Annotated in this window: 25 protein-coding genes; 10 read left to right on the forward strand and 15 right to left on the reverse strand. The window is 68.3% G+C overall.

The window, feature by feature from the left end:
- Positions 1–20: 20 nt before the first annotated feature.
- From PVZ72_RS03185 to PVZ72_RS03220, 8 genes are all read left to right on the forward strand, one after another.
- Positions 21–776 carry an SRPBCC family protein gene (locus tag PVZ72_RS03185; protein WP_273861202.1) on the forward strand — a complete coding sequence of 252 codons (756 nt, stop codon included), beginning with the start codon at positions 21–23 and terminating at the stop codon, positions 774–776.
- A gap of 215 nt (positions 777–991) precedes the next feature.
- Complete coding sequence (locus PVZ72_RS03190; RefSeq protein ID WP_133859631.1) at positions 992–1843, forward strand: MurR/RpiR family transcriptional regulator; 852 nt, start codon at positions 992–994, stop codon at positions 1841–1843.
- Between the two features lie 41 nt (positions 1844–1884).
- Positions 1885–2460: a D-alanyl-D-alanine dipeptidase gene (ddpX, locus tag PVZ72_RS03195; RefSeq protein ID WP_273861203.1), complete on the forward strand. Its 576-nt coding sequence runs from the start codon at positions 1885–1887 to the stop codon at positions 2458–2460.
- Positions 2461–2566: 106 nt separating this feature from the next.
- Entirely contained in the window at positions 2567–4132 is a 1566-nt protein-coding gene (locus tag PVZ72_RS03200; protein WP_273861204.1) for an ABC transporter substrate-binding protein, read from the forward strand.
- A gap of 48 nt (positions 4133–4180) precedes the next feature.
- Positions 4181–5197 carry an ABC transporter permease gene (locus PVZ72_RS03205; RefSeq protein ID WP_133859634.1) on the forward strand — a complete coding sequence of 339 codons (1017 nt, stop codon included), beginning with the start codon at positions 4181–4183 and terminating at the stop codon, positions 5195–5197.
- Position 5198: 1 nt separating this feature from the next.
- Positions 5199–6074: a D,D-dipeptide ABC transporter permease gene (ddpC, locus tag PVZ72_RS03210; protein ID WP_273861205.1), complete on the forward strand. Its 876-nt coding sequence runs from the start codon at positions 5199–5201 to the stop codon at positions 6072–6074.
- Between the two features lies 1 nt (position 6075).
- Positions 6076–7059 carry an ABC transporter ATP-binding protein gene (locus PVZ72_RS03215; protein WP_187978824.1) on the forward strand — a complete coding sequence of 328 codons (984 nt, stop codon included), beginning with the start codon at positions 6076–6078 and terminating at the stop codon, positions 7057–7059.
- On the forward strand, positions 7056–8039 hold the full coding sequence (locus PVZ72_RS03220) for an oligopeptide/dipeptide ABC transporter ATP-binding protein (protein WP_187978823.1): 984 nt from the start codon (positions 7056–7058) through the stop codon (positions 8037–8039). The genes PVZ72_RS03215 and PVZ72_RS03220 overlap by 4 nt, the downstream gene beginning before the upstream one ends.
- An 8-nt stretch (positions 8040–8047) precedes the next feature.
- Here the strand turns inward: PVZ72_RS03220 and PVZ72_RS03225 are convergent, their stop codons facing one another.
- The gene (locus tag PVZ72_RS03225) at positions 8048–8497 is read right to left on the reverse strand and encodes a YcgN family cysteine cluster protein (protein WP_058762427.1); all 450 of its coding nucleotides are present in this window, start codon (positions 8495–8497) and stop codon (positions 8048–8050) included.
- A gap of 137 nt (positions 8498–8634) precedes the next feature.
- Here PVZ72_RS03225 and PVZ72_RS03230 point away from each other — a divergent pair, with 137 nt between their 5' ends.
- Positions 8635–9231 (forward strand): nitroreductase family protein, encoded by a 597-nt coding sequence (locus tag PVZ72_RS03230; RefSeq protein ID WP_133859638.1) that lies wholly within the window; start codon positions 8635–8637, stop codon positions 9229–9231.
- Here PVZ72_RS03230 and PVZ72_RS03235 read toward each other — a convergent pair.
- From PVZ72_RS03235 to rnd, 3 genes are read right to left on the reverse strand one after another with little or no spacing between them, the layout of a single operon-like run.
- Positions 9216–10157: a D-2-hydroxyacid dehydrogenase gene (locus PVZ72_RS03235; protein ID WP_273861206.1), complete on the reverse strand. Its 942-nt coding sequence runs from the start codon at positions 10155–10157 to the stop codon at positions 9216–9218. The genes PVZ72_RS03230 and PVZ72_RS03235 overlap by 16 nt on opposite strands.
- Complete coding sequence (locus PVZ72_RS03240; protein ID WP_187978821.1) at positions 10154–10456, reverse strand: YcgL domain-containing protein; 303 nt, start codon at positions 10454–10456, stop codon at positions 10154–10156. Before PVZ72_RS03240 ends, PVZ72_RS03235 begins: the two co-directional genes overlap by 4 nt.
- Entirely contained in the window at positions 10453–11607 is a 1155-nt protein-coding gene (gene rnd, locus PVZ72_RS03245) for a ribonuclease D (RefSeq protein ID WP_187978820.1), read from the reverse strand. Before rnd ends, PVZ72_RS03240 begins: the two co-directional genes overlap by 4 nt.
- Before the next feature lie 284 nt (positions 11608–11891).
- On the opposite strand from rnd, the gene PVZ72_RS03250 reads away from it, so the two are divergent.
- Complete coding sequence (locus tag PVZ72_RS03250) at positions 11892–13196, forward strand: OmpP1/FadL family transporter (RefSeq protein WP_026083577.1); 1305 nt, start codon at positions 11892–11894, stop codon at positions 13194–13196.
- A gap of 102 nt (positions 13197–13298) precedes the next feature.
- On the opposite strand, the gene PVZ72_RS03255 is transcribed toward PVZ72_RS03250, so the two are convergent.
- The 11 genes from PVZ72_RS03255 to cobO all read right to left on the reverse strand — a co-directional run bounded on the left by PVZ72_RS03255 (position 13299) and on the right by cobO (position 24364).
- Positions 13299–15452 (reverse strand): putative bifunctional diguanylate cyclase/phosphodiesterase, encoded by a 2154-nt coding sequence (locus PVZ72_RS03255; RefSeq protein ID WP_273861207.1) that lies wholly within the window; start codon positions 15450–15452, stop codon positions 13299–13301.
- Positions 15453–15611: 159 nt separating this feature from the next.
- Complete coding sequence (locus PVZ72_RS03260; protein ID WP_187978817.1) at positions 15612–16343, reverse strand: adenosylcobinamide-GDP ribazoletransferase; 732 nt, start codon at positions 16341–16343, stop codon at positions 15612–15614.
- Positions 16343–16894, reverse strand: coding sequence for a histidine phosphatase family protein (locus tag PVZ72_RS03265; protein WP_187978816.1), 552 nt, complete (start codon positions 16892–16894; stop codon positions 16343–16345). The genes PVZ72_RS03260 and PVZ72_RS03265 overlap by 1 nt, the downstream gene beginning before the upstream one ends.
- Positions 16887–17945, reverse strand: coding sequence for a nicotinate-nucleotide--dimethylbenzimidazole phosphoribosyltransferase (cobT, locus tag PVZ72_RS03270; protein ID WP_187978815.1), 1059 nt, complete (start codon positions 17943–17945; stop codon positions 16887–16889). Before cobT ends, PVZ72_RS03265 begins: the two co-directional genes overlap by 8 nt.
- Complete coding sequence (gene cobU, locus PVZ72_RS03275; RefSeq protein WP_187978814.1) at positions 17942–18463, reverse strand: bifunctional adenosylcobinamide kinase/adenosylcobinamide-phosphate guanylyltransferase; 522 nt, start codon at positions 18461–18463, stop codon at positions 17942–17944. The genes cobT and cobU overlap by 4 nt, the downstream gene beginning before the upstream one ends.
- Positions 18464–19915 carry a cobyric acid synthase gene (locus PVZ72_RS03280; protein WP_187978813.1) on the reverse strand — a complete coding sequence of 484 codons (1452 nt, stop codon included), beginning with the start codon at positions 19913–19915 and terminating at the stop codon, positions 18464–18466.
- The gene (gene cobD, locus PVZ72_RS03285; protein ID WP_273861208.1) at positions 19912–20901 is read right to left on the reverse strand and encodes a threonine-phosphate decarboxylase CobD; all 990 of its coding nucleotides are present in this window, start codon (positions 20899–20901) and stop codon (positions 19912–19914) included. Before cobD ends, PVZ72_RS03280 begins: the two co-directional genes overlap by 4 nt.
- Complete coding sequence (gene cbiB, locus PVZ72_RS03290) at positions 20894–21802, reverse strand: adenosylcobinamide-phosphate synthase CbiB (RefSeq protein WP_273861209.1); 909 nt, start codon at positions 21800–21802, stop codon at positions 20894–20896. Before cbiB ends, cobD begins: the two co-directional genes overlap by 8 nt.
- Positions 21799–22449 carry a 5,6-dimethylbenzimidazole synthase gene (gene bluB / locus PVZ72_RS03295; protein WP_133859651.1) on the reverse strand — a complete coding sequence of 217 codons (651 nt, stop codon included), beginning with the start codon at positions 22447–22449 and terminating at the stop codon, positions 21799–21801. The genes cbiB and bluB overlap by 4 nt, the downstream gene beginning before the upstream one ends.
- A complete protein-coding gene (locus PVZ72_RS03300) occupies positions 22446–23744 on the reverse strand; it encodes a cobyrinate a,c-diamide synthase (RefSeq protein ID WP_133859652.1) in 1299 nt (432 codons plus the stop codon). The genes bluB and PVZ72_RS03300 overlap by 4 nt, the downstream gene beginning before the upstream one ends.
- Positions 23738–24364, reverse strand: coding sequence for a cob(I)yrinic acid a,c-diamide adenosyltransferase (cobO, locus tag PVZ72_RS03305; protein WP_158895445.1), 627 nt, complete (start codon positions 24362–24364; stop codon positions 23738–23740). The genes PVZ72_RS03300 and cobO overlap by 7 nt, the downstream gene beginning before the upstream one ends.
- Positions 24365–24437 lie beyond the last annotated feature (73 nt).

A 24437-nucleotide genomic window follows, 5' to 3' on the forward strand; every position in this document is an offset into this window, starting at 1 on the left:
CAGCTAAAGGAGAATCTGCCATGCACCTAGATGCCCCCACTCCCACTCTCGCTCCTCCGCCTCGCGACGCCGCTGCCATCAAGGGCGTCGAACGCCTGGCCTCCGTGGCCGGCGGTGGCCTGCTGATCAGCCGCGGCCTGGCGCGTGGCGGTCTGCTCGGCCTGCTGACCGGCGCCACTGGCGCCTGGCTGCTGAAACGCGGCCTGCGCGGTCACTGCTCGATCAAGAGCACCCTGACCAAGGTGCGTTTCGAGCGCGACGTCCGCCGTTCGCTGGCCTGGCATTCGGCAGCCTCCCAGACCCGCCGGATCGTCATCGCCCGCCCCCGCGATGAGCTCTATCGCTTCTGGCGCGACTTCTCCAACCTGCCGATCTTCATGCGCCATATCGAACGCGTGGACGTGCTCAACGACCGCTATTCCCACTGGGTGGTCAAGGCGCCCATGGGGCGCTTCGAATGGGACGCCGAAGTCACCGACGACGTGCCGGGTCGGCTGATCGGCTGGCGCTCCTGCGGTTACGCCGGCCTGAACAACCTGGGTTGGGTCAGCTTCGCCGACGTGCCCGGCGGCACCGAGGTGACCGCGGTCATGGCCTACGAGCCGCCAGCCGGGCGCCTCGGCCATCTGTTCGCCCGCCTGCTGCGTCGCGACCCCGGTACCCGCATCGCCCAGGACCTGGCCGAGCTGAAGGTGCTGCTGGAACGCGCCCATGCGGTCGGCGATCACTATGGCGCCGTCGAGCGCACCTCGCACATGGAGTCGCCGCTGGGCTGACCTCCGGCTGTACCGCGGCGTCTCTTCCGGGACGCCGCTACCTTCCTCCAGGCCATTCAGCCCCGATTGGCTTATCTCTTAACGACCCCCAAACCCGCTTTGCGACACCTCGGTGACAACCGGCGTGCGGCCTCTTGCGACGCCTGGAAAACCAATGTTAGCTTTCGAACAACAGAGCTTTTAATGACAGCTCGATAACATTGCGGATCTACACCTTGACCAAGCCGCTGTTCTTCCAGGCCCTCGAAGGCGCCTTCGCCGACCTTACGCCCACCGGCAAACGCGTCGCGGGCTACCTGTTGGCCAATCCGGAGAAGCTGCCCTTCGAGACCGCCGACAGCATCGCCCAGCGCACCAACACCACCGGCATTTCCGTGGGCCGGCTGCTGCGCTCGCTGGGCTATCGCAACCTCGACGACGTCAAACAGAGCCTGAGAGACGAAGGTCTGGAAGCCTGGCGCATCACCGATCGCTTCAGTGCCTTTCGCCAGCAGAGCGGACGCAGCGACGCCCTGGACCGCTCCCTGGCCGCCGAGCTCGCCGCCATCGAGGACGTCTACCAGCTGGCCCGCGGACCGGTGTTCGAACAGGTGGTCCGGCAGCTGACCGGTGCCGATGCCGTGTTCATCGCCGGTATCCAGACCACCCGCGGGGTACTCGGCAGTTTTCACAGCCTGCTGGAATACATCCGGCCCAAGGCCTTCTACGTCGACGGCCTGTCGGGCACCTACGCCGACATCTTCAACAGCGGCTTCGCCCAGCCCTACCTGGTGGTGGCCGACTTTCGCGCCTATTCCAGCGTGACCCGCAAGCTCTGCGAGAGCGCTCGCGATGCCCGGCTGCCCATGGCGCTGATCACCGACTACCACTGCCCCTGGGCGCGGGATTACCCCGCCGACCTGCTGCAACTGCGTCTGGAAGTCGACCAGTTCTGGGACTCCCTGGCGCCGCTGGCCTGCCTGCTGAACCTGCTGGTGTCGGCGGTGGCGGATCGCTCGGGCGATGCCCTGGAACAGCGGCTGGCCAGCAACCGCGCCCTGCAGCAGCGCTTCGGGCAATTCGAATGAGCCCTGGCCCTCTTCTTCACTCCAAGGAAGCCTTCCGCACCGTGAACCATCCAGAACTCGTCGAGATCGACGCCGACCACTACGGCGTAGCCATCCACCTGGTCTATGCGACCGCCGACAACCTGGCCGGCAAGGTGCTCTACCAGGACGCCCACTGCCTGCTGCACCGGGATGCCGCCGCTCGCCTGCACCGCGCCAGCGCGCTGGCGCAACAGGCCGGTCTGCGCCTGCAGGTGCTGGATGCCTACCGCCCGCCCTATGCCCAGCAATTGCTGTGGCGGGTGCTGCCCGACGCCCAGTACGTGAGCGATCCGGCGCAGGGTTCGCACCACAGCCGCGGCGTGGCCGTGGACGTGACCCTGCTCGACGAGGCCGGTGAACCGCTGGACATGGGTACTGGCTTCGACGACATGCGCGAGCTGTCGCACCTGTTCAATCCGGCGCTGCCCGCCGCCGCCCAGCGCAATCGCCTGCTGCTGCTGGGCATCATGCAGAGCGCCGGCTTCACCTTCATCCCCAGCGAGTGGTGGCACTTCGAACTGCCCGACGCCCGTCGTTATGCGCTGATCGACTACCACCATCTCGGCCAGGAGGAGCTCGCCGCCCTGCTGAACTGATCCTGCCGGCGACCGGGTCATTCGAATCCGGCGCCGCGAGCCCTTCGCTCGACCGCCTTGCCCACTGCCGAAACACCCATAAACCCAAACAATCCGAGGTACCGGCATGTTCTCGTCTTCGCGCACCCACGTTTCATCGGCGTCCCGCGTGCTCGCCCTGGTTTCCCTGCTGGGCCTCGGCGCCTGGCAACCGGCCAGCGCCGCCACCGCGACCGACACCCTGGTCATCGGCAAGCCTGCGGATCTGCAGACCGTCGATCCGGGCGTGACCTTCGACAACAACGACTGGACCGTGACCTACCCGGCCTACCAGCGCCTGATGCGCTACAAGGTGGAAGACGGCAAGGGCAGCACCGACGTCGAGGGCGACCTGGCCAGCGGCTGGACCGTATCCCCCGACAACCTGCTGTGGACCTTCACCCTGAAGCCCGGCAACAAGTTCGACGATGGCAGCGAGGTCACCGCCGAGGCGGTCAAGTTCTCGGTCGAGCGCCTGATGAAGCTCAAGCAGGGCCCGTCCAGCATCTTCCCGGCGGACATGACGGTGACCGTGGTGGATCCGCAGACGATCAGATTCACCCTGCAGAAGCCCTTCGCGCCCTTCCTCTTCGCCCTGGCCCACGACGGCGCCAGCGTGATCAACCCCAAGGTGGCCAGCACCCACGGCAAGGACGTGGACGCCTGGCTGGCCGGCCATACCGCCGGCTCCGGCGCCTATCGCCTGGCCGCCTGGCAGAAGGGCCAGTCGCTGACCCTGGAACCCAACCCGCACTACGCCGGCCAGGCACCCACGCTCAAGCAGGTGGTGATCCGCATCATCGCCGAGCCTTCGGTACGGCGCCTGCAACTGGAACAGGGTGATCTGGACATCATCGAGGACCTGCCCGAGGACCAGGTCAAGGCGCTGGCGCAGAAGTCCGGCTTCGTCACCACCGCCTACCCCTCGCTGCGGGTGACCTACCTCTACCTCAACAACAGGCGCGCGCCCCTGAACGATGTCAACGCGCGCAAGGCGGTGGTCGACTCCCTCGACTACCAGGGCATCGTCGAAGGCATCGCCATGGGCAAGGCCAAGCTCATGAACGGCCCGATCCCGGACGGCATGTGGGGCCATGATCCGAGCCTGCCAATGCCCAGGCAGGACCTGGAAGCGGCCCAGGCCGCCCTGGGCAAGGCGCCCAAGGTGCGGGAGCTGCAATTCCTCTACTCGGACAAGGACCCGGCCTGGGAGCCCATCGGCCTCACCCTGCAGGCGGGCCTGGGCACCCTGGGCGTCAACCTGAAGATGGAGAAGCTGGCCAACGCCACCTTCCGCGAGCGCCTGGGCAAGGGCGACTTCGACGTCGCCATCGGCAACTGGAGTCCGGACTTCGCCGATCCCTACATGTTCATGAACTTCTGGTTCGACAGCACCAATGCGGGACTGGCGGGCAACCGTGCCTTCTACGGCAATCCCAAGGTGGACCAGCTGTTGCGCGACGCCGCCAGCGTCAGCGACGTGGCCCAGCGCAAGGCGCTGTACCAGGAGGCCCAGAAGATTGTGGTGGGCGACGCTGCCTACGCCTACCTCTACCAGAAGGCCTACACGGTGCCGATGCGCGCCGCGGTCAAGGGGTACGTGTTCAACCCCATGCTCGAACAGGTCTTCGATTTCGTTGCGATGTCCAAGTAAGGGCGACGGGTGCCGGCGCGCTCCGGCACCCGCCTCGCGAGGTATGCCATGGCCTTCTTCCATCTGCTGCGCAAGCAGCTGACCGATATCCTCATCGTGGTGATCGGGGTGTCCCTGATCACCTTCGTCATCTCCCACCTGATCCCCGGCGATCCGGCACGGCTGATCGCCGGCGAGCGTGCCAGCGATGAAATCGTCGCCGGCATCCGTCAGCAGCTGGGCCTGGACCTGCCGTTGTACCAGCAATACTTCCGCTACATGGGAGACCTGCTGCAGGGCGATCTGGGCCAGTCGATCCGCACCCATCGCCCGGTGCTGGAAGACCTGCAGCTGTTCTTCCCGGCCACCCTGGAGCTGGCCCTGGCCGCGCTGCTGCTGTCGATCCTCATTGGCGTGCCCCTGGGCGTGCTCTCGGCGGTCTACAACAACCGCTGGATCGATCACATCAGCCGTACCCTGGCGGTGGCCGGCATCTCCACCCCGGCCTTCTGGCTGGGCCTGGGGCTGATCGTGCTGTTCTACGGGCACCTCGGCTGGCTGCCCGGCGGCGGGCGCCTGGACCAGGGGCTGACGCCACCGCCAGCGGTGACCGGCTTCTATCTGATCGATACCCTGCTGGCGGGAGATCTCACCGGCTTCGTCAGCGCGGCCAGGCACCTGTTGCTGCCGGCGGTGACCCTGGCCTTCGTCAACCTGGGCGTCATCACCCGGCAGATCCGCGGCGCCATGCTCGAACAGCTGGGCGAGGACTATATCCGCACCGCCCGCGCCTATGGCCTGTCGCAGACCACCGTGGTGCTGCGCCATGCGCTGCCCAATGCGCTGATTCCTTCCATCACGGTGATCGGCCTGGCGCTGGGCGACCTGCTCTATGGCGCGGTGCTCACCGAGACCGTGTTCGCCTGGCCGGGCATGGGCGCCTATGTGGTCAAGTCGATCCAGGCGCTGGATTTCCCGGCGGTCATGGGCTTCGCCATCGTGGTGTCCTTCATCTACGTCCTGCTCAACCGCTTCATCGACCTGCTCTACCGGCTGGTCGATCCCCGCATCGGCAAGGTGAACTAGCATGACGACCCTGACCGCTGCGCGCCCCGGCTGGCGCGAGCAGACCGCCTGGCTGGCCTGGCGCATCCGCCGCAATCCGCTGATGCTCACGGGGCTGGTGATCACCCTGCTGGTGCTGCTGTGCATGGTCGCCGCACCCTGGCTCGCGCCCTACCAGCCCAACGCGCTGAAACTCACCGCCCGCCTGCAGGCACCCAGCGCCCTGCACTGGTTCGGCACCGACGAGGTGGGTCGCGACCTGCTCAGCCGGGTGATCTACGGCAGCCGCCAGTCGGTGGGCGTCGGCCTGTTCGTGGCCTTTGCCGCCTGCGCCAGCGGCGGCCTGCTCGGCTGCCTGTCGGGCATCGTCGGCGGCGCCTTCGACCGGCTGATGATGCGCCTGATGGACATCATCCTCTCGGTGCCTTCGCTGGTGCTGATCATGGCCCTGGCCGCCGCCCTCGGGCCGAGTCTGTTCAATGCCATGCTGGCCATCACCCTGGTGCGCATCCCCTTCTATGTGCGCCTGGCGCGCGGTCAGACCCTGAGCATCCGCCAGCTGGCCTATGTCCAGGCGGCACGCACCTTCGGCGCCGGCAAATGGCACCTGGTGCACTGGCACGTGGCCCGCAACGCCATGCCGCCGCTGCTGGTGCAATTCAGCCTGGACATCGGCAACGCCATCCTCATGGCCTCGGCGCTGGGCTTCATCGGCCTGGGCGCCCAGCCGCCCACCGCGGAATGGGGCGTGATGGTCGCCAGCGGCCGCAATTTCATCCTCGATCAGTGGTGGTACTCGACCTTTCCGGGCCTGGCGATCCTGGTCACCGCCATCGGTTTCAACCTGCTGGGCGATGGCATCCGCGATCTGCTCGATCCTCGCCAAAAGGGCAAATGACATGGGCCAGCCCGTTCTGCACATCGACCAGCTGAATCTGGAATTCCCCGGCTTTCGCAGCAGCGCCAAGGCGCTCAACGGCGTCAGCCTGAGTGTGGCCCCCGGCGAGATCGTCGGCGTGGTGGGCGAGTCCGGCTCGGGCAAGTCGGTCACCGCGATGCTCACCCTCGGCCTGTTGCCCCCCGGCAGCTACCGGGTCACCGGCGGCAGCGTCAACCTGGTGGGCCACGACATGCTCGCCTTGAGCGAGCGCCAGCTGATGGAGGTCCGCGGCCGCGAGGCGGCGATGATCTTCCAGGAGCCGATGACCGCGCTCAATCCGACGCGGCGCATCGGTCGCCAGCTGCTGGACGTGATTCGCCGCCATACCGCGCTGGATACCGCCCAGGCCCGCGCCAAGGCAATCGAGTTGCTCAAGGACATGCATATCGCCGATCCCGAGCAGATCCTCGAACGCTATCCCTTCGAGCTGTCCGGCGGCATGCGCCAGCGCATCATGATCGCCCTGGCTTTCTCCTGCGAGCCGCAGCTGCTGATCGCCGATGAGCCGACCACCGCGCTGGACGTCACGGTGCAGCGCCAGGTGCTGCTGCTGCTGCGCGAGAAGGCACGGGCCCGGGGCACCGCCATCCTGCTGATCACCCACGACATGGCCCTGGTCGCGCAATTCTGCGATCGCGTCTATGTGATGTACGCCGGCGGCATCGTCGAACAGGGGGCTACCGCGGCGGTCATGCAGGCACCTCGGCATCCCTATACCCAGGGCCTGATGGCCTGCCTGCCGGAAAAGGCGGTGCCGGGCAGCGACCTGGCCAGCATCCCCGGGCAGGTGCCCAACCTGGCCCAGCTGCCTGGCGGCTGCAGCTTCAAGGATCGTTGCAGTCGGCGCCATGAACGCTGCGAGACGCGCCCCGCGCTGCTGCCGACGGACACCCCCGATCATCTGAGCGCCTGCTGGCTGCAGGCGGAGGACGCCCCGGCATGAACACCCTTGCTCCGCCTGCCGTACCGCTGCTGGAACTCAGCGGCGTCGAGGTGCGTTATCCGGTGGGCCGCGACTGGCTCGGGCGCACCAAGGGCCAGGCCCATGCCCTCAACGGCATCGACCTGCGGCTCTTTCCCGGTGAGACCCTGGGCGTGCTCGGTGAATCCGGCTGCGGCAAGAGCACCCTGGCTCAGGTCCTGATGGGGCTGGTGGCGCCGGTGAGCGGCTCCCTTCGAGGCACGGCCCGTGGCGAGCGCAACATCCAGATCGTCTTCCAAGACCCCCAATCCTCACTGGATCCGCGCCTGCCGGTGTGGAAGCTGATCACCGAGCCGCTGGTGGTGCGGGGTCGCAGCTCCTCTGTCGAATTGCGCGCCCTGGCCGAGCGCCTGGCGGTGCAGGTCGGTATCCGTCCCGAATACCTGGATCGCTACCCGCACCAGTTCTCCGGTGGCCAGCGCCAGCGCATCGCCATCGCCCGGGCGCTGTCGTCGGACCCGGACGTCATCATTCTCGACGAACCCACCTCGGCCCTGGACATCTCGGTACAGGCCCAGATCCTCAACCTGCTGGCCCAGCTGCAACGCGATCGCGGCCTGACCTTCGTGCTGATCTCCCACAACGTCTCGGTGGTGCGCCACCTGGCCGACCGGGTGGCGGTGATGTACCTGGGACAGATCGTCGAGCTGGGGGCGGCGGCAGAGGTGCTGGAGCAGCCCAGCCACCCCTATACCCGGCTGTTGCTGGAGGCGGTGCCGCGGCTGGACCAGCCGCTCACCGGCAATGCCGCGGCGCAGCGCACCGAGTTGCCGGGCAACCGGGTGCTGCCGACGGGCTGTTTCTTTCGGGATCGCTGTCCGCAGGCGGGCGCCGGTTGCGAGCGACCTCAGGCACTGCTGCCAGGCACCTTGGCGGAGGTACGCTGCCATCGAGCGGCGGACCTGGCCGTACCGCGGCGGGCCAGCCCCGCGGTGGTCTGAAGCCGTTATCAGCCCGCGCGGAAGATCAGATAGTCTTCCCAGTCGTCTTCGGCGACCTGGGTCTCGCTGAGCATGCGGCCGGACTGGGAGATGCCGGCCTTGTGCACCGCCTCGCGGTCGTCGCAGATCAGCGGGTGCCACTCCGGCAGATCCTTGCCTTCGGCCACCAGGCGATAGCCGCAGGTGGGCGGCAGCCAGGCGAACTGGTCGGCCTGGGCCGGCGTGAGCTGGATGCAGTCGGGAACGAAGCGGGTACGCTCGGCGTAGCGGCTGCACTGGCAGGTCTTGAGATCCAGCAGCTTGCAGGCGATGCGCGTGTAGTAGACGGCGCCATCGTCCTCGTCTTCGAGTTTCTGCAGGCAGCACAGGCCACAGCCGTCGCACAGCGACTCCCATTCCTGGGCATCGAGCTGATCGAGGGTCTTGCGCTTCCAGAACGGCTGGGTGATGGCGGCCATGGCAGAGATCGTGGCAAGGAAAGGGGGCGCGCAGTCTAGTGCCGCACGCCGCGAGCGCCAAGCACCGTTCGCGCCCTTGTCGACTCCGCCCGACCGGATTACCGTGCCGGACTCCCCTTTCCTCCCGTGGTGAAGCCATGACCAGCAGCAGCCGTACGCCCCAGTATCCCGTCGATTCCCAGTTCGTCCAGCGCTGGTCGCCCCGCGCCTTCGACCCGGTCGCCATCGAGGAGGAGACACTACTCGGCTTCATCGAGGCCGCGCGCTGGGCGCCGTCAGCCTTCAACGCCCAGCCCTGGCGCTTCCTCTATGCCCGCCGCGACGACGCCCACTGGGCGCTTTTCCTGTCGCTGATCAGTGAATTCAACCGCGGCTGGGCGCAGCACGCCTCGGCGCTGGTGATCATCCTGTCGAAGACCACCCTGCTGCGCGCCAGCAGTGGCGAGGAAGTCCCCTTCCCCAGTCACAGCTTCGATGCCGGTGCGGCCTGGGCCTACCTGGCGCTGCAGGCGACCAACGCCGGCTGGCACGCCCACGGCATGGCCGGGATCGATCGCGAAGGCATCCAGCGTGAGTTGAAGGTACCGGCGGCGTTCAAGGTCGAGCTGGCGGTGGCCATCGGCAAGCTGGGCGACAAGGCCAGCCTGCCGGAGTCCCTGCAGGGGCGCGAGTTGCCCAGTCCGCGCCTGACCGTCGAAGAGCTGGCGGTGGCCGGCCCCTATACCTTCGACTGAGCGGCCAGGTCGACGGCGCCGCGCAGGGGCTGCCCCTGTTGCAGGCGCTGGAGATTGTCGACGAACAGCCGGACCGCCGCCGCCGGCGGCGTGGGTCCGGCGACATGGGCGGTGAGGTGCAGGTTGGGCGTCCGCCAGAAGGGATGCTCGGCCGGCAGCGGCTCCTGACGAAACACGTCCAGCACCGCCCCGGCCAGCTGTCCGCTCTCCAACGCGGCGATCAGCTCGGCGTCCACCACGCTGGTGCCGCGTCCGGCATTGATGAACAAGGCACCTGCAGGCAAGGCGGCGAAGAAGTCCGCATCGTAGAGATCCCGGGTGCTGCCGCTGTCCGGCAACAGATTGACCACGAAGTCCGCATCCCGCGCCGCCTGGCGCAGTTCCGCGAGCGGCACCACCCGGGCAAAGCCAGGCAAGGTTCGTGCACTGCGGGCGACGCCGGTGAGGATCATGCCGAACGGCGCGAACAGGCGGGCGATGTCCTGGCCGATGTCCCCTGCCCCGACCAGCAACAGCCGCCGCCCGGCCAGGGTGCCCGGCGACCGGGTATCCCAGCGTCCTTCCTGCTGACTGACCTGCCGCGCAGCCACCTGGCGCTCAAACTGCAGCAGATAGGTCAGGACGTATTCGCCGATGCTCTGGCCGAACAAGCCCACCGCCCTGCTGAAACGATAGTCGCAGGGCAGATCCGCCGCCAGCAGCGGTGCGTAGCCGGCCCAGGTCGATTGCAGCCAGAGCGGCTTGACGCCCTGGCGCAACAGGGCCGCAGCGCGATCGGGTTGGCCGAGCCAGTAGCAGGGCTGCTGCGCCAGACGCACGGCCTCGGCCGGGTCCGCCGGTACCTGCAGGTCCAGCTCCGGCGCCCACTGGCGCCAGGCAGCGGCATAGCCGGTCGGCGCGTCTTCCAGCAGCAGGACGGCGGTCATAGCGGATCGTTGAGCCGCAGCAGTTCTTCAGGCAGGTGCTCGAGGTAATCATCGCGCTCCAGCTCCGGCGGCGGCATCTGCAGGTGATAGCCCTGCTTGGCGATGTTCTCGAGGACCTTGGCGACGTCTTCCCGTGCCAGCTTGCGTTCCGGGGTCAGCACGAATTCGAAGGCCAGCGCCGGCGGACCGAAGGCCGCGAGCAGGCCCTCGGGCACGGGTTTCAGGCCCTTGAGCTTGTCGACATAAAGGTACATTTCCGGCTTGCGCGGACTGCGGTAGATGGAGCAGAGCAGTTTCATGGCGTGTCTTCCAGGGGCGCCGGCGGGGTGCGTTGCGCCTGCAGATGATCGAGAAGGGCCTGGCCGAAGCGCTCGCGGCGCCAGCCGCGCAGATTAGCCGGCAGCTGGTAGTCGCCATCAGGCCAGCCGGTGAGCAGCAGGGCTTCGAGCACCTTCTTGCGCAGCATCAGTTCCGGCGCCATGCCCAGGGCCTTGGCATCCCGTTCGCCGATGGCGCGCAAGGCCTTGAGCAGCGGCGACGCCTCGTGGGGCAAGGGTTCGGCCTGCAGCGCCGGCCATTGCTCAGCCGGGGTGGCCGCGCCTTCGGCGATCAGTTCCAGCAGGGTATCGCCATCCTGGCGCACGGTGCGCGGGTGCATGTCGTCGATGCGCGCCAGGGCCTGCTTGTCGGTCGGCTGGAAACGCGCCAGCGGCCACAGCGAGCGCTCGCGCAGGACATGGTTGCGTGGCTGATCGCGCTCGCGGGCCTTGACCTCGCGCCAGTGGCAGAGCACCCGCAGCACCGCCAGTTGCTGGCGCGACAGGCGCCAGGCCAGCTTGACGTCGCGATAGGCTTCCCAGGGATCGCTGATACGGCGCAGATTGGCCACCAGCTCGGCGCCATCCTCCAGCAGCCAGGCACGCCGCTGGTCATCCAGGCGCGCGTCGAGATAGAGATAGACGTCGACCAGATAGGTCACGTCGGCCGCCGCGTAACGTTCCTGCAACGGCGTCAGCGGCCGTTGCAGCCAGTCGGAACGGGTCTCGTCCTTGGGGATGTCGATCTTGAGCACTTCGGCGACCAGCCGCGAATAACCCATGGAATGGGCCAGCCCCAGATAGGCCGCCGCCAGCTGGGTGTCGTACAGCGGCTGCGGCAGGCTGCCGGTCAGGCGCAACAACACTTCCAGGTCTTCGCTGCAGGCGTGCAGCACCTTGACCACCGCCGGGTCCTCCAGCAGCGCGGCGAAGGGTGTCCAGTCGCCGATGCACAGGGGATCGACCAGGTAGGCCTGTTCGCCGTCGCCGATCTGGATCAGGCCGGCCTTGGGATAGAAGGTGTCGACCCGCATGAATTCGGTGTCGAGGGCGATGAAGGGCAGGGTCTGGCACCGCGCGCAGAGGGCGGCCAGCGCCGCGTCGTCGCGGATCCAGTGAGGGGCAGAAGTCAAGGGCGCACTCCGAACAGATGAGCCGACAGTATAAGCCACCCGGGCCGGTTCTTCGGTGCCGCTTGACGCCCCTGTCACACACCGGGAAGCGTGGCATTCAGCGGCTTTCCAGGCGGGTTCGTCGGATGAACGCCTGATGACCGCCCCGAACCAAACGTGACCGAATAGTTTTTTTTGTATTCGCAAGCAGGGCCTGCTAAAAGCTGAGTGTGCGCAGGTACTCACTCGGACTTGGGAATCCGCGGAGGTAAGCGCTTCTCGCCTTTCAATGGAGCTGCAAGAGCATGAAAACAATAAAACTGACCCTACTTGCATTGGCCGTTTCGAGCGCTTCCGGCTATGCCCTGGCGAACGGTCTGGCTATCAACGAACAGAGTGTCAGCGGGATGGGTACCTCCTTCGCCGGACGCTCTTCCTCCGCGCAGGACGCTTCCACCATCTATGGCAACCCGGCCGGCATGTCGCGCCTGGGCCGCGAGGTGTCCCTGGGTGGCGCCTACATCCACGCCAAGATCGACATCAAGGACGCCAGTGGTCGCTACGCCAACGGCCAGGCCGTGCAGGGCAGCAACGACGGCGACATGGTGCCCAACTCGGTGGTGCCCTTCGGCTACTTCGTGACCCCGGTGGATGACCGTTTGCACTTCGGCCTGGGTGTATATGTCCCCTATGCGCTGATCAGCAACTACGAGCACGCCTTCCAGGGTCGCTACCAGGGTCAGGCGAGCAAGGTGGAAGTCATCACCATCCAGCCCACCGTCAGCTACAAGATCACCGACAAGGTTTCCATCGGCTTCGGTCCGACCATCAACCGCATCGAAGGCAAGCTCAACAGCAACGTCAACTTCGGCAGCACCCAGGATGGCCAGGTCAAGATCGATGGCGACGACACCGCCTATGGTTTCAACGTCGGCCTGCTCGCGGACCTGACCGATGACCTGACCTTCGGCCTGACCTACCACTCCAAGGTCACCTACAAGCTCAAGGGCAACACCGAGGTCACGGGTGCCAACAGCCAGGCCAGTCCGATCACCAACGCCCTGGTCAGCCGGCTCAATGGCAAGTATGACGCCAGCCTCAACATCACCCTGCCGGAAAGCAGCGATGCCTCCTTCACCTACCGTCTGAATAACGACTGGACGATGTACGCCGGTGCCACCTGGACCCGCTGGAGTCGCCTGAAGTCGATCGACGTGGAGAACGAGGGCACCCCCACCCTGCCGGTGCTGGGTTCGCCCCTGGCGACCGTGACGGAAGAACTCAACTGGAAGGACACCTGGTCCTACGCCATCGGCGCGGCCTATCAGCTGAATCCCCAGTGGGTGCTGCGCGCGGGCATGGCCATCGACCCCTCGCCGGCCGACAACGGCAACCGCAACGTGCGCATCCCGGTGGGCGATCGCAAGACCTTCTCGGTGGGCGCAGGCTGGTCGCCGACCAAGGACATGACCATCGATGTGGCCTATGCCTACCTCTGGGAAGACGATGTGTCGATCAATCGCCCCGCCACCTCCACCAAGGCCGGCTACAGCGCCAAGTACGACAACAGCGCCCACGGTCTGGGTGCCCAGCTGACCTACCGTTTCTAAGCGTCAGGGTCCGCTACCGAAGCCGCCGCCAGGCGGCTTCGTGCTTTCCGGGACCGGGATCGCGCAGCACCCTCCGCGTCGACGAATAGCCGCGGTGCTCGCCTACGCCCTGAGCCCCCAGTAGCCCTGCTCCTGCTCCGCGTACCAGCGCTGGAAGTCGTCCAGCGACAGGGCGCCGGCCACCAGCTGGCCCTGGATCTGGTCGCAGCCCAGCTCGGTGAGGACCTGCAGGGCCTGGCGGGTCTCCACGCCTTCGGCCACCACCCGTAGCCCGCGCAACTGGCCGAGCTGGACCAGCAGCCTGATCACCTCCTGATCGCCGGGCAGCTGGCAGTGCTCGATGAATTGCCGATCGATCTTCAGCTCGTCGATGGGAAAGCTGCTCAGGCAGGCCAGCGAGGAATGTCCGGCGCCGAAGTCGTCCAGCGACAGCTCGAAGCCCATGGCCTTGAGCTGGCGCAGGCAGTCGAGCACCTGTACCGGATTGCTCATGGCCCGGGACTCGGTGATCTCCAGGCAGAAGCCGGCGGCGACGGCGCCGGTCTCGTCCAGCAGCCGGCCAATGCGGGCGATGAAGGCCGGGTGCTCTAGGTCCAGCAGTGACAGATTGACGTTGAGCTTGAGGGCGCCCAGCTGCCGCTCGCGCTGCAGGCGCATGCAGCGCTCCAGCACCCAGAGGGTGATGTCGCAGATCTTGCGACTCTGTTCGGCGATGCCGACGAAGGCGTCCGGCTTGAGCAGCCCCAGTTCCGGATGCTGCCAGCGGATCAGGACCTCGGCGCCTTCCACGCGGCCGTCGGGTAGCGCGATCTTGGGTTGCAGATAGAGGCGCAGCTGATCGTGGTCCACGGCCAGGTCGAGGGCGTCGAGCATGGCGATGCCCAGCTGCCGCTGACGTTCCTGGTCCGGATCGTGGAAGGCGAAGGGCAGCTGGCGCCGGCGCGCATCCTGCAGCGCGGTCTCGGCGTTGGCCAGCAGGGCCTCGGCGCTGGCGCCATGTTCGGGGTAGCAGGCGATACCGAAGGTGATGCGCAGCGACACCCGCTGGTTGCCGCTGACGAAGGGTTTTTCCACCAGGTTGCGCAGCGACAGCAGCGCCGCCTCCGCCGAGGCGTCGTCGAACCAGGGTAGCAGCAGGACAAAGGTGTCGGCGCCGATCCGCGCCACGCCATTCTCTTCCGGCGCCGCGACCCTCAGCCGACGCGCCAGGTGGCGCAGGATCTTGTCGCCACCTTCCTGGCCGAGCAGTTCGTTGATGTTGCGGAAGTTGGCCACATCCAGCAGCAGCACGGCGAAGCGCCCGGCCGCGGCATGCTCGATGCGCTGGCGAATCTCCAGGACCAGTCGCACCTGGTTGGGCAGCCGGGTGAGCATGTCGCGAAACGCCAGCTGGCTGATGCGCCGCTCGCGCGCGGCCAGGGCGGCGCCCATCTGATTCATGGCGCGACCGAGCCGGCCGACCGGATCGCGGCCTTCCTTGAGGCCCAGCTGATAGTCGCCATCGGCGATGCGTTCGGTGGCCTGACCCAGACGGAGCAGATAGCGATTGAGTGCGCCTGCCAAGATCCGGCTGACCAGAGCGCCCATCGCGAAGATGATCGCCCCTATGAGCAGCGAATCCAGCAGAGCCGACTGCTCCGCCGCTGCTATTCCTTCCATGAACATGTCCGCCCCTATGACGACTGTTTGCCCGTTCTGCCCTGGAATGGCCAGGAACAGGGAACGGAAACTGCCAAAGTTATCCTGGTATTCCGCGAAACGCGGTTGATGATCGGCAAACACCGCTGCGAGTTCCGGGGGTGCCTGCTCGTAGAGCTGGCGATAGTCGCCGAAATAGCCAACGCGGATTTCCTCCTCGTTGGCCGAATCCATGATGAAGCGAAAGCTCGAGCCTTCCTTGACGAAGGCATAGAGCGAGGCCAGCCCGGCCTTGCGGGCATAGCGATCCAGGGTGATCAGGGTTCGCTGGTAGCGTTCGGGATCGGCCTGGGCCGGATCCTGCAATTGGGCGAGATAGTCCTCGCCGAGAATTTCCGGCAGCGCCAGGGCCGCGCTCATCAAGCGATAGTCGATGCTCTGGCTGCTGGCTTCGCGCGCCTGGTGGTAGCTGTGCAGAGTGAACAGCAGGGTGCCCAGGGCATCCACCAGGATGAACGCCAGAAAGAACTTGGCGAACAGGCTGCGTGGCTTGAAGCGGAGCCGCGACGCGGGGGCGACTTCCCGGGGCGAGGCGACGCTGTGAGGCGCATCGAGCATTGGGGCTCCTTGTCCAACTGACGACGACTCCCCCTGGACCCGCTCGTGCCGAGGCGGTTTCGCTGGACGCGCAACCAGGCGCCTTCTTAACGGTTTAACCGACGTCGTTCAAGGACCACGGTCGCAAAATCCCGGGTGCCTCACGCTTGGGCCGATTTTTCAGCCCAGCGTCAGGGCCAGCGCGACCAATACCCCGGTCTCGGTGAATTCCAGCAGGGCTCCGGCGGTATCCCCGGTGGTACCGCCGAGACGCTGGCGCAGGGCGCGTCGCACCAGCAGCGCGACTCCGGCGGTGACCAGCAGTGCGGTCCAGCCCTGGGGCAGCAGGAGGATGGCTAGCGCGCCCAGCAGCAGCACCCGAGTCAAGGTTGTCCGCGGCAGGTGGCGACTGAGCAGATCGCCCAGACCGCTAGGGCGTACATAGGGGGTGGTCAGCAACAGCCAGGGCAGCGCCAGGCGACCGGCCAGGGGCGCCAGCCACAGACAGCCCGGCGCGTGCGGCAGGAGCACCACCAGAGCGCTCCACTTGAGCAGCAGGGTCAGCAGCAGCGCCAGCACGCCCATGGGTCCGCAGGCCGGATCCTTCATGATGGCGAGGGTCCGCTCGCGATCGCCATAGCCGCCGATCCAGGCATCCACGGTGTCAGCCAGGCCATCCAGATGCAGGCCGCCGGTGAGGATCACCCAGCCGGCCAGCACCAGGGCCGCCTGCAGGAAGACGCCGCCCGCGGCGCCCAGCCAGGCGATCAGACTGAGGAGCGCACCCAGCAGCAGGCCAACCGCCGGATACCAGAGCACCGAGCGGCCGACGGCCTCGGCGGGCGGCAGGCCGGGCAGCCGGACCGGCAGACGGGTCAGAAACTGCACGGCGATCAGCAGGGGTAGCGGCATCAGCCCTCCTCCAGCGTCAGTGGCTGCAGGGTCGCGTAGGGCGCCTCGACCTGCAGCAGGTCCCTGGGTGCCAGACCCCGCTGGCGGGCCAGCAGCAGGCGGATGACGCCGCCATGGGTGACGATCAGGCTGCGGTGGCCCTGCAGCCGGGGCCGCCAGCGCGTCACCGCCCCCAGGACCCGTTCGGCGAAGGCCGCCACGGGCTCGCCCTCGGGCGGGGTATAGGCATAGGGATCGGCCCAGAACCGCCCCAGGGCCTCCGCCTGGTCCTGCATGAGCTCCGCGGCGCTACGGCCTTCCCAGGCGCCGAAATCCAGTTCGCGCAGATCCGCTTCCAGCACCAGCTCGGCGCCCTGCTCCGCCGCCAGCCACTCGGCGAAGCGCGCGCAGCGCTGTTGCGGCGACGTCAGGATCAGCTCGAAAGGCGGCTGCGTGGCGACGGCGGCATGCAACTGCGCCCAGCCCTGCTCCGCCAGCGGCGGATCGAGGCGTCCGCGAAAGCCTTCGGGGCCTTCGGTGACGCCATGGCGCAGCAGCCAGCAGTCAGTCATGGGCGCGGCTGGAGACACTGGCTTCGGCAAAGGTCGCCATCTCGCTGTGCAGGCGGCAGGACAGTTGCAGCAGCGGCACGGCCAGCGCCGCACCGCTGCCTTCGCCCAGACGCAGGCCGAGGTCCAGCAGCGGCTCGCCGCCCAGCGCCAGCAGCACCGCGGCATGGCCGGGCTCGGCGCCGCAGTGGGCGAACAGCAGCCAGTCGCGGGTAGCGGGTTGCAGGCGCTGGGCGCAGAGCGCTGCCACCGAGCAGATGAAGCCGTCGATCAGGGTCGGCAGGCCCTGCTGGGCGCAGGCCAGATAGGCACCGGTCAGGGCCGCCAGCTCGAAGCCGCCCAGGCGGCGCAGCAGCTCGTAGGGATCGTCCAGGGCGTCGCCATGGCGCAGCAGCGCGCGCTGGATGACCGCCACCTTGCGCGCCACCCCATCGGCGTCCAGGCCGGTACCGGGCCCGGCCAGGGCCAGCGGCGAGGTATCCAGCAGCACACTGGCAATGGCGCTGGCGGCGGTGGTGTTGCCGATGCCCATCTCGCCGCCGATGAACAGATCGGCACCCCCGGCGCAGGCGCGCAGGACGGCGTCGCGCCCGGCCTGCAGCGCGGCCTGGCACTGGTCATGGGTCATGGCCGGGGTCAGGGTGAAGTTGGCGGTACCGCGGCCCAGGGGCAGGTCGATGATCCCGGGCAGGGCTTCCAGCGGCGTGACGGTACCCAGGTTGATGACTTCCAGGGCGGCGTCCAGTTGCCGGGCGAGCACGCTGATGGCGGCCCCGCCACGCACGAAGTTGCGCACCATCTCGGCGGTCACGGACTGCGGATAGGCCGAGACGCCCTCTTCCACCACCCCATGATCACCGGCGAAGACGGCGATGGCGGTCCGCTGCAGCAGTGGCCGCGGCGTGCCCTGCAGGGCCGCCAGCTGGATGGCCAGCACTTCCAGATCGCCGAGCGAACCGCTCGGCTTGGTCAATACCGCCTGCCGCTGGCGCGCGGCTTCGGCGGCGGCGGTATCGGGTTGGCGGCAGGGTCCTTGCCACCAGGGCATGCTCATAGCGGGGTTCCTTTGAGGGTCAGGGGGAGACCGGCGACGGTCAGCACCACGCGCTCGCAGCGCGCGGCCAGGGCCTGGTGCAATTCGCCGGCGGCATCGACATAGCGGCGCGTCAGCTCGCCCAGCGGGACGACGCCCAGACCGGTTTCGTTGCTGACGAAGATAAGGTGGCCGGGCAACTGCGGCACGACCTCGAGCAGCTCCGCGCAGGCACTGTCGAGGCGCCGGGGATCGTCGAGCAAGAGCAGATTGGTCAGCCAGAGGGTCAGGCAGTCCACCAGCAGGCAGGCATCCGGCGCCGCCAAAGCCTCCAGACGTTCGGCCAGCGCCAGGGGTTCTTCCACCAGCGCCCAGTGCGCCGGTCGGCGGGCGGCATGGCGTTCGATGCGCCGGGCCAGTTCGGCGTCGCTGCCGCCGGCGGTGGCGATATAGGTGACGGCAAGGCCGGACTCGGCGGCCAGGCGCTCGGCCAGGGCGCTCTTGCCGGAGCGAGCGCCACCGAGGATGAATTCGCGCATCTAGAGCTCGCAGAGGGCGCGCAGGCGCCCGGTGTCCAAATGGTGTTCGACCAGATCGGCCAGGCGCTCCAGATCGCGCTCGCGCAGGGCGTGGTAGTCCAGCTGCTGCGGCTCGGCCAGACCCGCCCAGCGCAACAGCGCGACACTGGCAGCGGGCGACTCGAACAGGCCGTGCAGGTAGGTGCCCAGCACCTGGCCGTCGTCGCTGAGGCTGCCATCCACGCGGCCATCGGCCAAGCGCAGCACCGGCCGCTCCAGGGCCGGGCCCTGGCTGACACCGGCATGGATCTCGTAGCCGGCCACCTCGGCGTCGCCGTCGCTCAGCCAGCCGTGCACGTTGCGCAGCTGCTTTTCCGCCGCTAATTCGGTGCTCATGGCCAGGAGGCCCAGACCGGCGCTGTCACCCGGCGCGCCTTCCAGCCCGAGAGGATCGGCGATCCGCTCGCCGAGCATCTGGAAGCCCCCACAGATCCCCATCACCCGCCCGCCGTATCTCAGGTGGCGGGTGATGGCCGCGTCCCAGCCCTGGGCGCGCAGGAAGGCCAGGTCGCTGCGCACGCTCTTGGAGCCGCCGAGGATGATCAGGTCGGCGGCGGGCAGCGCCTCGCCCTGACGGACGAACAGCAACTCCACCTGGGGATGCAGGCGCAGGGGATCGAAATCGGTGTGGTTGCTCAATCGCGGCATCACCGGCACCGCCACCCGCAGACGCGGTCCCTGCTTGGCGACCTGGCCGGTGGCCAGGCGATCCTCGGCTTCCAGGTGCAGGTCGTGCAGATAGGGCAGCACGCCGAGCACCGGCTTGCCGGTACGGGCTTCGAGCCAGTCCAGCCCGGGTTGCAGCAGCGCCAGGTCACCGCGGAAGCGGTTGATGATGAAGCCGGCGACGCGCGCCTGCTCGCTGGGTTCGAGCAGGTCGAGGGTGCCGACCAGATGGGCGAAGACGCCGCCCCGGTCGATGTCGGCCACCAGCAGCACCGGGCAGTCCACCGCCTCGGCGAAGCCCATGTTGGCGATATCGCCCTGGCGCAGGTTGATCTCGGCCGGCGAACCGGCGCCCTCCACCAGCACCACCTGATAGCCCGCCGAGAGGCGGGCATGGGAGGCCAGCACCGCCTCCCGGGCTATCGGCTTGTAGGCGTGATAGGCCTTGGCATCCATGCTGGTGACGGCGCGACCGTGAATGATCACCTGGGCGCCGACATCGGTGTTGGGCTTGAGCAGCACCGGATTCATGTCGGTATGGGGCGCCAGGCCGCAGGCCTGGGCCTGGACCGCCTGGGCCCGGCCGATCTCGCCGCCATCGGCGGTCACGGCGCTGTTGAGCGCCATGTTCTGCGGCTTGAAGGGCACCACCGCTACGCCCTGGCGATAGAGCCAGCGGCACAGGGCGGCCACCAGGGTGCTCTTGCCGGCGTCGGAGGTGGTGCCCTGCACCATCAGCGTACTCATAGGGGACTCCGGTAGCTGGCGAGGCCCTGGTCCAGGCGCTGCCAGCCGGACTCGTCGCCGGGCAGCCCGAATCTCAGGGCGCCAAGCGCGGGAAACAGGCGGGTGAGGATGGCCTGGCGGGCCAGGTGTTCGTGCAGCTCCGCGACGTCCGCGCGCTGCAGCAATTGAAAGAGGGCGCAGCCACCGCTGGGCGCGAGGGCGTGCCGGGCCAGCAACGCCGCCAGGCGCTCACCGGCCTTGAGCAGCGCCTCGCGCTGACGCTGCTGGCCCGGCTGATCGGCCAGCAGTTGCCGGGCGAGATGACGACTGGGGCCGTTCACCGTCCAGGGACCCAGTTGCTCGTCCAGCTGCGCCAGCAGGCTTCGCGCCGCCAGCACGAAGCCCAGGCGCATCCCGGCCAGTCCGAAGAACTTGCCAAAGGAGCGCAGCACGATCAGCCCGGGCAGATCGCTGAAGGGTGCAAGACTCGCTGCAGGGGTGGGATCCATGAAGGCCTCGTCCACCACCAGCCAGCCACCGCGGCGTTCGAGGCGGGCGTGCCAGTCCAGCAGCCGGGCCGGCGACAGGCGTTCGCCCGTGGGATTGTTGGGATTGACCACCACCACCACGTCCAGCTGGTCGAGGTCGGCCGCGATCCGGGCTTCGCTCCACTCCAGCACCTCGTGCCCGGCGCGACGCCAGGCCAGGGCGTGTTCGGCGTAACAGGGCGCCAGTACCGCGACCCGCGCGGGTGCGCGCAGGGTCGGCAGTGCCTGGATGGCGGCCTGGGAACCGGCCACCGGCAGCAGCGCGCCGGCCCGGTAACAGGCACCGGCAGCCTCCACCAGGCCGTCATCGGGCTCCGGCAGCCGGGCCCAGGCGCTGGCCGGAATCTCCGGCAGCGGCCAGGGCCAGGGGGCCAGGCCGGTGGACAGGTCCAGCCAATCGCCCAGGGGAATGTCGTAGCTGCGGGCGGCACGCCGCAGTCGACCGCCATGCTCAAGCAAGCAGCAGTCCTCCCAGGGCGATCAGCGCGGTCCACAACCAGGCGCCACGGCGCACCAGTTTCAGGGCGCGGGTGATGGCCAGGAAGGTCGGCGCCGGTCCACGGCCCAGCACCGGACGCTCGTGCCATTCGCCGTGGTAGCGAGCCGGGCCGCCCAGGCTCACGCCCAGGGTGCCGGCACCGGCCGCCATCACCGGACCGGCGTTGGGGCTGTCCCACAGCGGTGCCTGGGTGCGCCAGCTTTCGATGGCGCTCCAGAAGCGGCCAAGGCCGGCATAGGTCAGGGCTACCAGGCGCGCAGGGATGTAATTGAGGACATCGTCCAGCCGCGCCGCGGCCCAGCCGAAACGCTCCAGGCGCGGCGTGCGATAGCCCCACATGGCGTCCAGGGTATTGGCCAGGCGATAGAGCACCACGCCCGGGGCACCCAGCAGGGCGAACCAGAACAGCGCGGCGAAGACGGCATCGCTGCCATTCTCCAGCACCGATTCGGTGGCGGCGCGGGCCACGGCGGTCTCGTCCAGTTCGCTGGTCTCACGACTGACCAGGTAGCCGACCCGACGCCGTGCCTCGGGCAGATTGTTGCGCTGCAGGGCGCGGGCCACCGGCTCGGCGTGCTCGCCGAGGCTGCGCAGTCCCACGGCCAGATACAGCGCCAGGGGCTGGATGATCCAGGCCAGCCAGTCGAGCTGGCAGAGCAAGGCGGTGAGCAGCACCCAGGGCAGCACGGCCAGGCTCCAGGCCACCACGCCATGGCTGCGCCAGCCACGGCCACCGGGATTGAAGCGGGCTTCGAGGCTGTCGGCCAGGCGCCCGAACAGCACCAGGGGGTGGGCGCGGCGGGGTTCGCCGAACAGCAGGTCGAGCAGCATGCCGCTGACGACCGCGAAGGCCAGCATCATGGTTTCTGGCCCCAGCGATTCTCGAAGACCAGCTCCTCCAGCGGCCGCCCCTGGCGCCAGCCCTCCTCTTCCAGCATCGGGCGCGGATAGAAGGCTTCCACCGGTCCCAGGCAGAGGATGGCCGCCGGCTGCGCGCCTTCCGGCATCTCCAGCAGGCTGCGCACGGCTTCCGGCTCGAACAGCGACACCCAGCCCATGCCCAGGCCTTCGCAGCGCGCCGCCAGCCAGAGATTCTGGATGGCGCAGGACAGCGAGGCCAGGTCCATCTCCGGCAGGGTACGGCGGCCGAAGACGTGGGCTTCGCGGCCGTCCATGAGCGCGGCCACCAGCACCTCGGCGCAATCGAGGATGCCCTGCACCTTGAGTTTCATGAAGTCGTCGCTGCGCTCGCCGAGGGCGTCGGCGGTGGCGCAGCGCTCTTCTTCCACCAGCTCGTGCAGGCGCTGGCGCAGGGCCGGATCGCTGATGCGCAGGAAGCGCCAGGGCTGCATCAGCCCGACGCTGGGCGCCTGGTGGGCGGCACCGAGCAGGCGGGCCAGTTGCTCGGGGGGCACCTCGCCACCGCAGAAGTGGCGCATGTCGCGGCGCTCGGCGATGGCTCGGTAGACGGCGGCTTGTTCGGCGGGGGTATAGGGGGTCGTGGTCACGGCTTGAGCATCGCGGCGGCCGCGGCGGGTGCCGACGGCATGTAGAAGTGAATATAGCTGGCGGTGAGGCGACCGTCGCGGTAGACCGCCTCGGCGACCGCCTTGCCGTTGGGGCACAGCCCGCGCGCCCAGGGCACCTCGGATGACTCGAGGGCCGAGTGATGATAGGTGTGGCCACGCAGGGTGCCCTGCTCGAACTCCACCGACTGCAAGGCCAGGGCGGTGAGGCGCGCCTGCATCCGCGCGCTGCCCGGCAGCAGTCCGAGCAGGCTGGCGGATTCGCCGGCCTTGTCGGTCAGTTCGTCGAGCAGATAGAGCATGCCGCCGCACTCGGCGAGGATCGGTTTGCCGGCCGCATGGTGGGCGCGAATGGCCGCGCGCATGCCCAGGTTGTTGGACAGCGTCTGCAGGTGCAGCTCGGGATAGCCGCCGGGCAGATAGAGGCTGTCCACCGCTGGCAGCGCCGTGTCGGTGAGCACGGAAAAGAACTGCAGCTCGGCGCCCAGGGCGCGCAGCAGATCGAGATTGGCCTGGTAGATGAAGGCCAGCGCCGCATCCCGGGCCACGCCGATCCGCACCCCCGCCAGCAACGGCTCGACCACGGTCGGCGGCGGTGCGGCAAAGGCCACTGGCGGCGGCACTTCAAGGGTGGAACTGGCGCCCAGGGCATCGGCCGCCAGGTCGAGACGACGATCCAGGTCGGTGACCTCGTCGGCCTGGATCAGCCCCAGGTGACGACTGGGCAACTCGATGCCGGCATCGCGCGGCAGGCTGCCAAAGAAGGTCATGCCCGCTGGCAGGCTGCCGCGGATCAGTTGCGTCTGCCGCGGACTGCCACTGCGATTGGCCAGCACCCCGGCGAAGGGCAGGCCCGGCCGGTAGTGGGCCAGGCCATAGGCCAGGGCGCCAAAGGTCTGCGCCAGGCCGGCGGCGTCGATCACTCCCAGCACCGGTACGCCAAAGCGCTCGGCCAGGTCGGCCGCCGAGGGCTGGCCGTCGAACAGGCCCATGACGCCTTCGATGAGGATGAGATCGGCCTCCCCCGCCGCTTCCCACAGCAGGCGCCGGCTCTCGGCCTCGCCGATCATCCACAGATCGAGCTGGTAGACGGGTGCGCCGCTGGCGCGGGCGAGAATCATCGGATCGAGAAAGTCCGGACCGCACTTGAACACCCGTACCCGCCGCCCCTGGCGGGCGTGCAACCGGGCCAGGGCAGCGGTGACGCTGGTCTTGCCCTGACCGGAGGCCGGAGCGGCGATCAGCAGCGCCGGGCAATGCCGCGTCTCGCCTACCATTCGATACCCTGCTGGGCGCGGACGCCGGCCTGGAAGGCATGCTTGACCAGACTCATGTCGGTCACGGTATCGGCCGCCTCGACCAGCGCCGGCGGCGCACCGCGCCCGGTCACCACCACGTGCTGGTGCGCCGGGCGCCCGGCCAGATCGGCCAGCACCTGGTCGACGTCCAGATAGCCGTGCTTGAAGGCGATGTTGAGTTCGTCCAGCAGCACCAGGCCGATGGCCGGATCGCGCAGCAGCTCGACCGCCACCGCCCAGGCCGCGGCAGCCGACTGCAGATCGCGGGCCCGGTCCTGGGTATCCCAGGTGAAGCCCTCGCCCATGACGTGGTAGCGCACCTCGTCCGGGAAGCGCCTGAAGAAGAGTTGCTCGCCGGTGTCGCGGCGGCCCTTGATGAATTGCACCACGCCCACCTTCATGCCGTGGCCGAGGGCACGCGCCGCCATGCCGAAGGCCGAGCTGCTCTTGCCCTTGCCGATGCCGGTGTGGACCAGCAGCAGGCCGCGCTCGTCCTGGGCTTCGGCGATGCGGGCGTCGATCACCGCCTTCTTGCGCACCATGCGCGCGCGGTGGCGCTCATCGCGCTCGGGGCTGGTCGAATCGGGGCTATCGGTCATGGGTGGTTCTCCGGGTGCGGGCGCGGCGGAGAAACGGGCAGAGACGCCGCCCGCGCAAGGCAGGTGGCGACGC

Source organism: Pseudomonas sp. LA5 (assembly GCF_028640825.1).
Classification (GTDB): Bacteria; Pseudomonadota; Gammaproteobacteria; order Pseudomonadales; family Pseudomonadaceae; genus Chryseomonas; species Chryseomonas aestiva.

What these genes read in the sequence shown, in the direction of transcription:
- PVZ72_RS03185 (WP_273861202.1), top strand. Translation starts at nt 21, where the DNA reads ATGCACCTAGATGCCCCCACTCCCACTCTCGCTCCTCCGCCTCGCGAC.
- PVZ72_RS03200 (WP_273861204.1), top strand. Translation starts at nt 2,567, where the DNA reads ATGTTCTCGTCTTCGCGCACCCACGTTTCATCGGCGTCCCGCGTGCTC.
- PVZ72_RS03205 (WP_133859634.1), top strand. Translation starts at nt 4,181, where the DNA reads ATGGCCTTCTTCCATCTGCTGCGCAAGCAGCTGACCGATATCCTCATC.
- ddpC (WP_273861205.1), top strand. Translation starts at nt 5,199, where the DNA reads ATGACGACCCTGACCGCTGCGCGCCCCGGCTGGCGCGAGCAGACCGCC.
- PVZ72_RS03215 (WP_187978824.1), top strand. Translation starts at nt 6,076, where the DNA reads ATGGGCCAGCCCGTTCTGCACATCGACCAGCTGAATCTGGAATTCCCC.
- PVZ72_RS03220 (WP_187978823.1), top strand. Translation starts at nt 7,056, where the DNA reads ATGAACACCCTTGCTCCGCCTGCCGTACCGCTGCTGGAACTCAGCGGC.
- PVZ72_RS03225 (WP_058762427.1), bottom strand. Translation starts at nt 8,497, where the DNA reads ATGGCCGCCATCACCCAGCCGTTCTGGAAGCGCAAGACCCTCGATCAG.
- PVZ72_RS03230 (WP_133859638.1), top strand. Translation starts at nt 8,635, where the DNA reads ATGACCAGCAGCAGCCGTACGCCCCAGTATCCCGTCGATTCCCAGTTC.
- PVZ72_RS03235 (WP_273861206.1), bottom strand. Translation starts at nt 10,157, where the DNA reads ATGACCGCCGTCCTGCTGCTGGAAGACGCGCCGACCGGCTATGCCGCT.
- PVZ72_RS03240 (WP_187978821.1), bottom strand. Translation starts at nt 10,456, where the DNA reads ATGAAACTGCTCTGCTCCATCTACCGCAGTCCGCGCAAGCCGGAAATG.
- PVZ72_RS03250 (WP_026083577.1), top strand. Translation starts at nt 11,892, where the DNA reads ATGAAAACAATAAAACTGACCCTACTTGCATTGGCCGTTTCGAGCGCT.
- PVZ72_RS03255 (WP_273861207.1), bottom strand. Translation starts at nt 15,452, where the DNA reads ATGCTCGATGCGCCTCACAGCGTCGCCTCGCCCCGGGAAGTCGCCCCC.
- PVZ72_RS03260 (WP_187978817.1), bottom strand. Translation starts at nt 16,343, where the DNA reads ATGCCGCTACCCCTGCTGATCGCCGTGCAGTTTCTGACCCGTCTGCCG.
- PVZ72_RS03265 (WP_187978816.1), bottom strand. Translation starts at nt 16,894, where the DNA reads ATGACTGACTGCTGGCTGCTGCGCCATGGCGTCACCGAAGGCCCCGAA.
- cobT (WP_187978815.1), bottom strand. Translation starts at nt 17,945, where the DNA reads ATGAGCATGCCCTGGTGGCAAGGACCCTGCCGCCAACCCGATACCGCC.
- cobU (WP_187978814.1), bottom strand. Translation starts at nt 18,463, where the DNA reads ATGCGCGAATTCATCCTCGGTGGCGCTCGCTCCGGCAAGAGCGCCCTG.
- PVZ72_RS03280 (WP_187978813.1), bottom strand. Translation starts at nt 19,915, where the DNA reads ATGAGTACGCTGATGGTGCAGGGCACCACCTCCGACGCCGGCAAGAGC.
- cbiB (WP_273861209.1), bottom strand. Translation starts at nt 21,802, where the DNA reads ATGATGCTGGCCTTCGCGGTCGTCAGCGGCATGCTGCTCGACCTGCTG.
- PVZ72_RS03300 (WP_133859652.1), bottom strand. Translation starts at nt 23,744, where the DNA reads ATGGTAGGCGAGACGCGGCATTGCCCGGCGCTGCTGATCGCCGCTCCG.
- cobO (WP_158895445.1), bottom strand. Translation starts at nt 24,364, where the DNA reads ATGACCGATAGCCCCGATTCGACCAGCCCCGAGCGCGATGAGCGCCAC.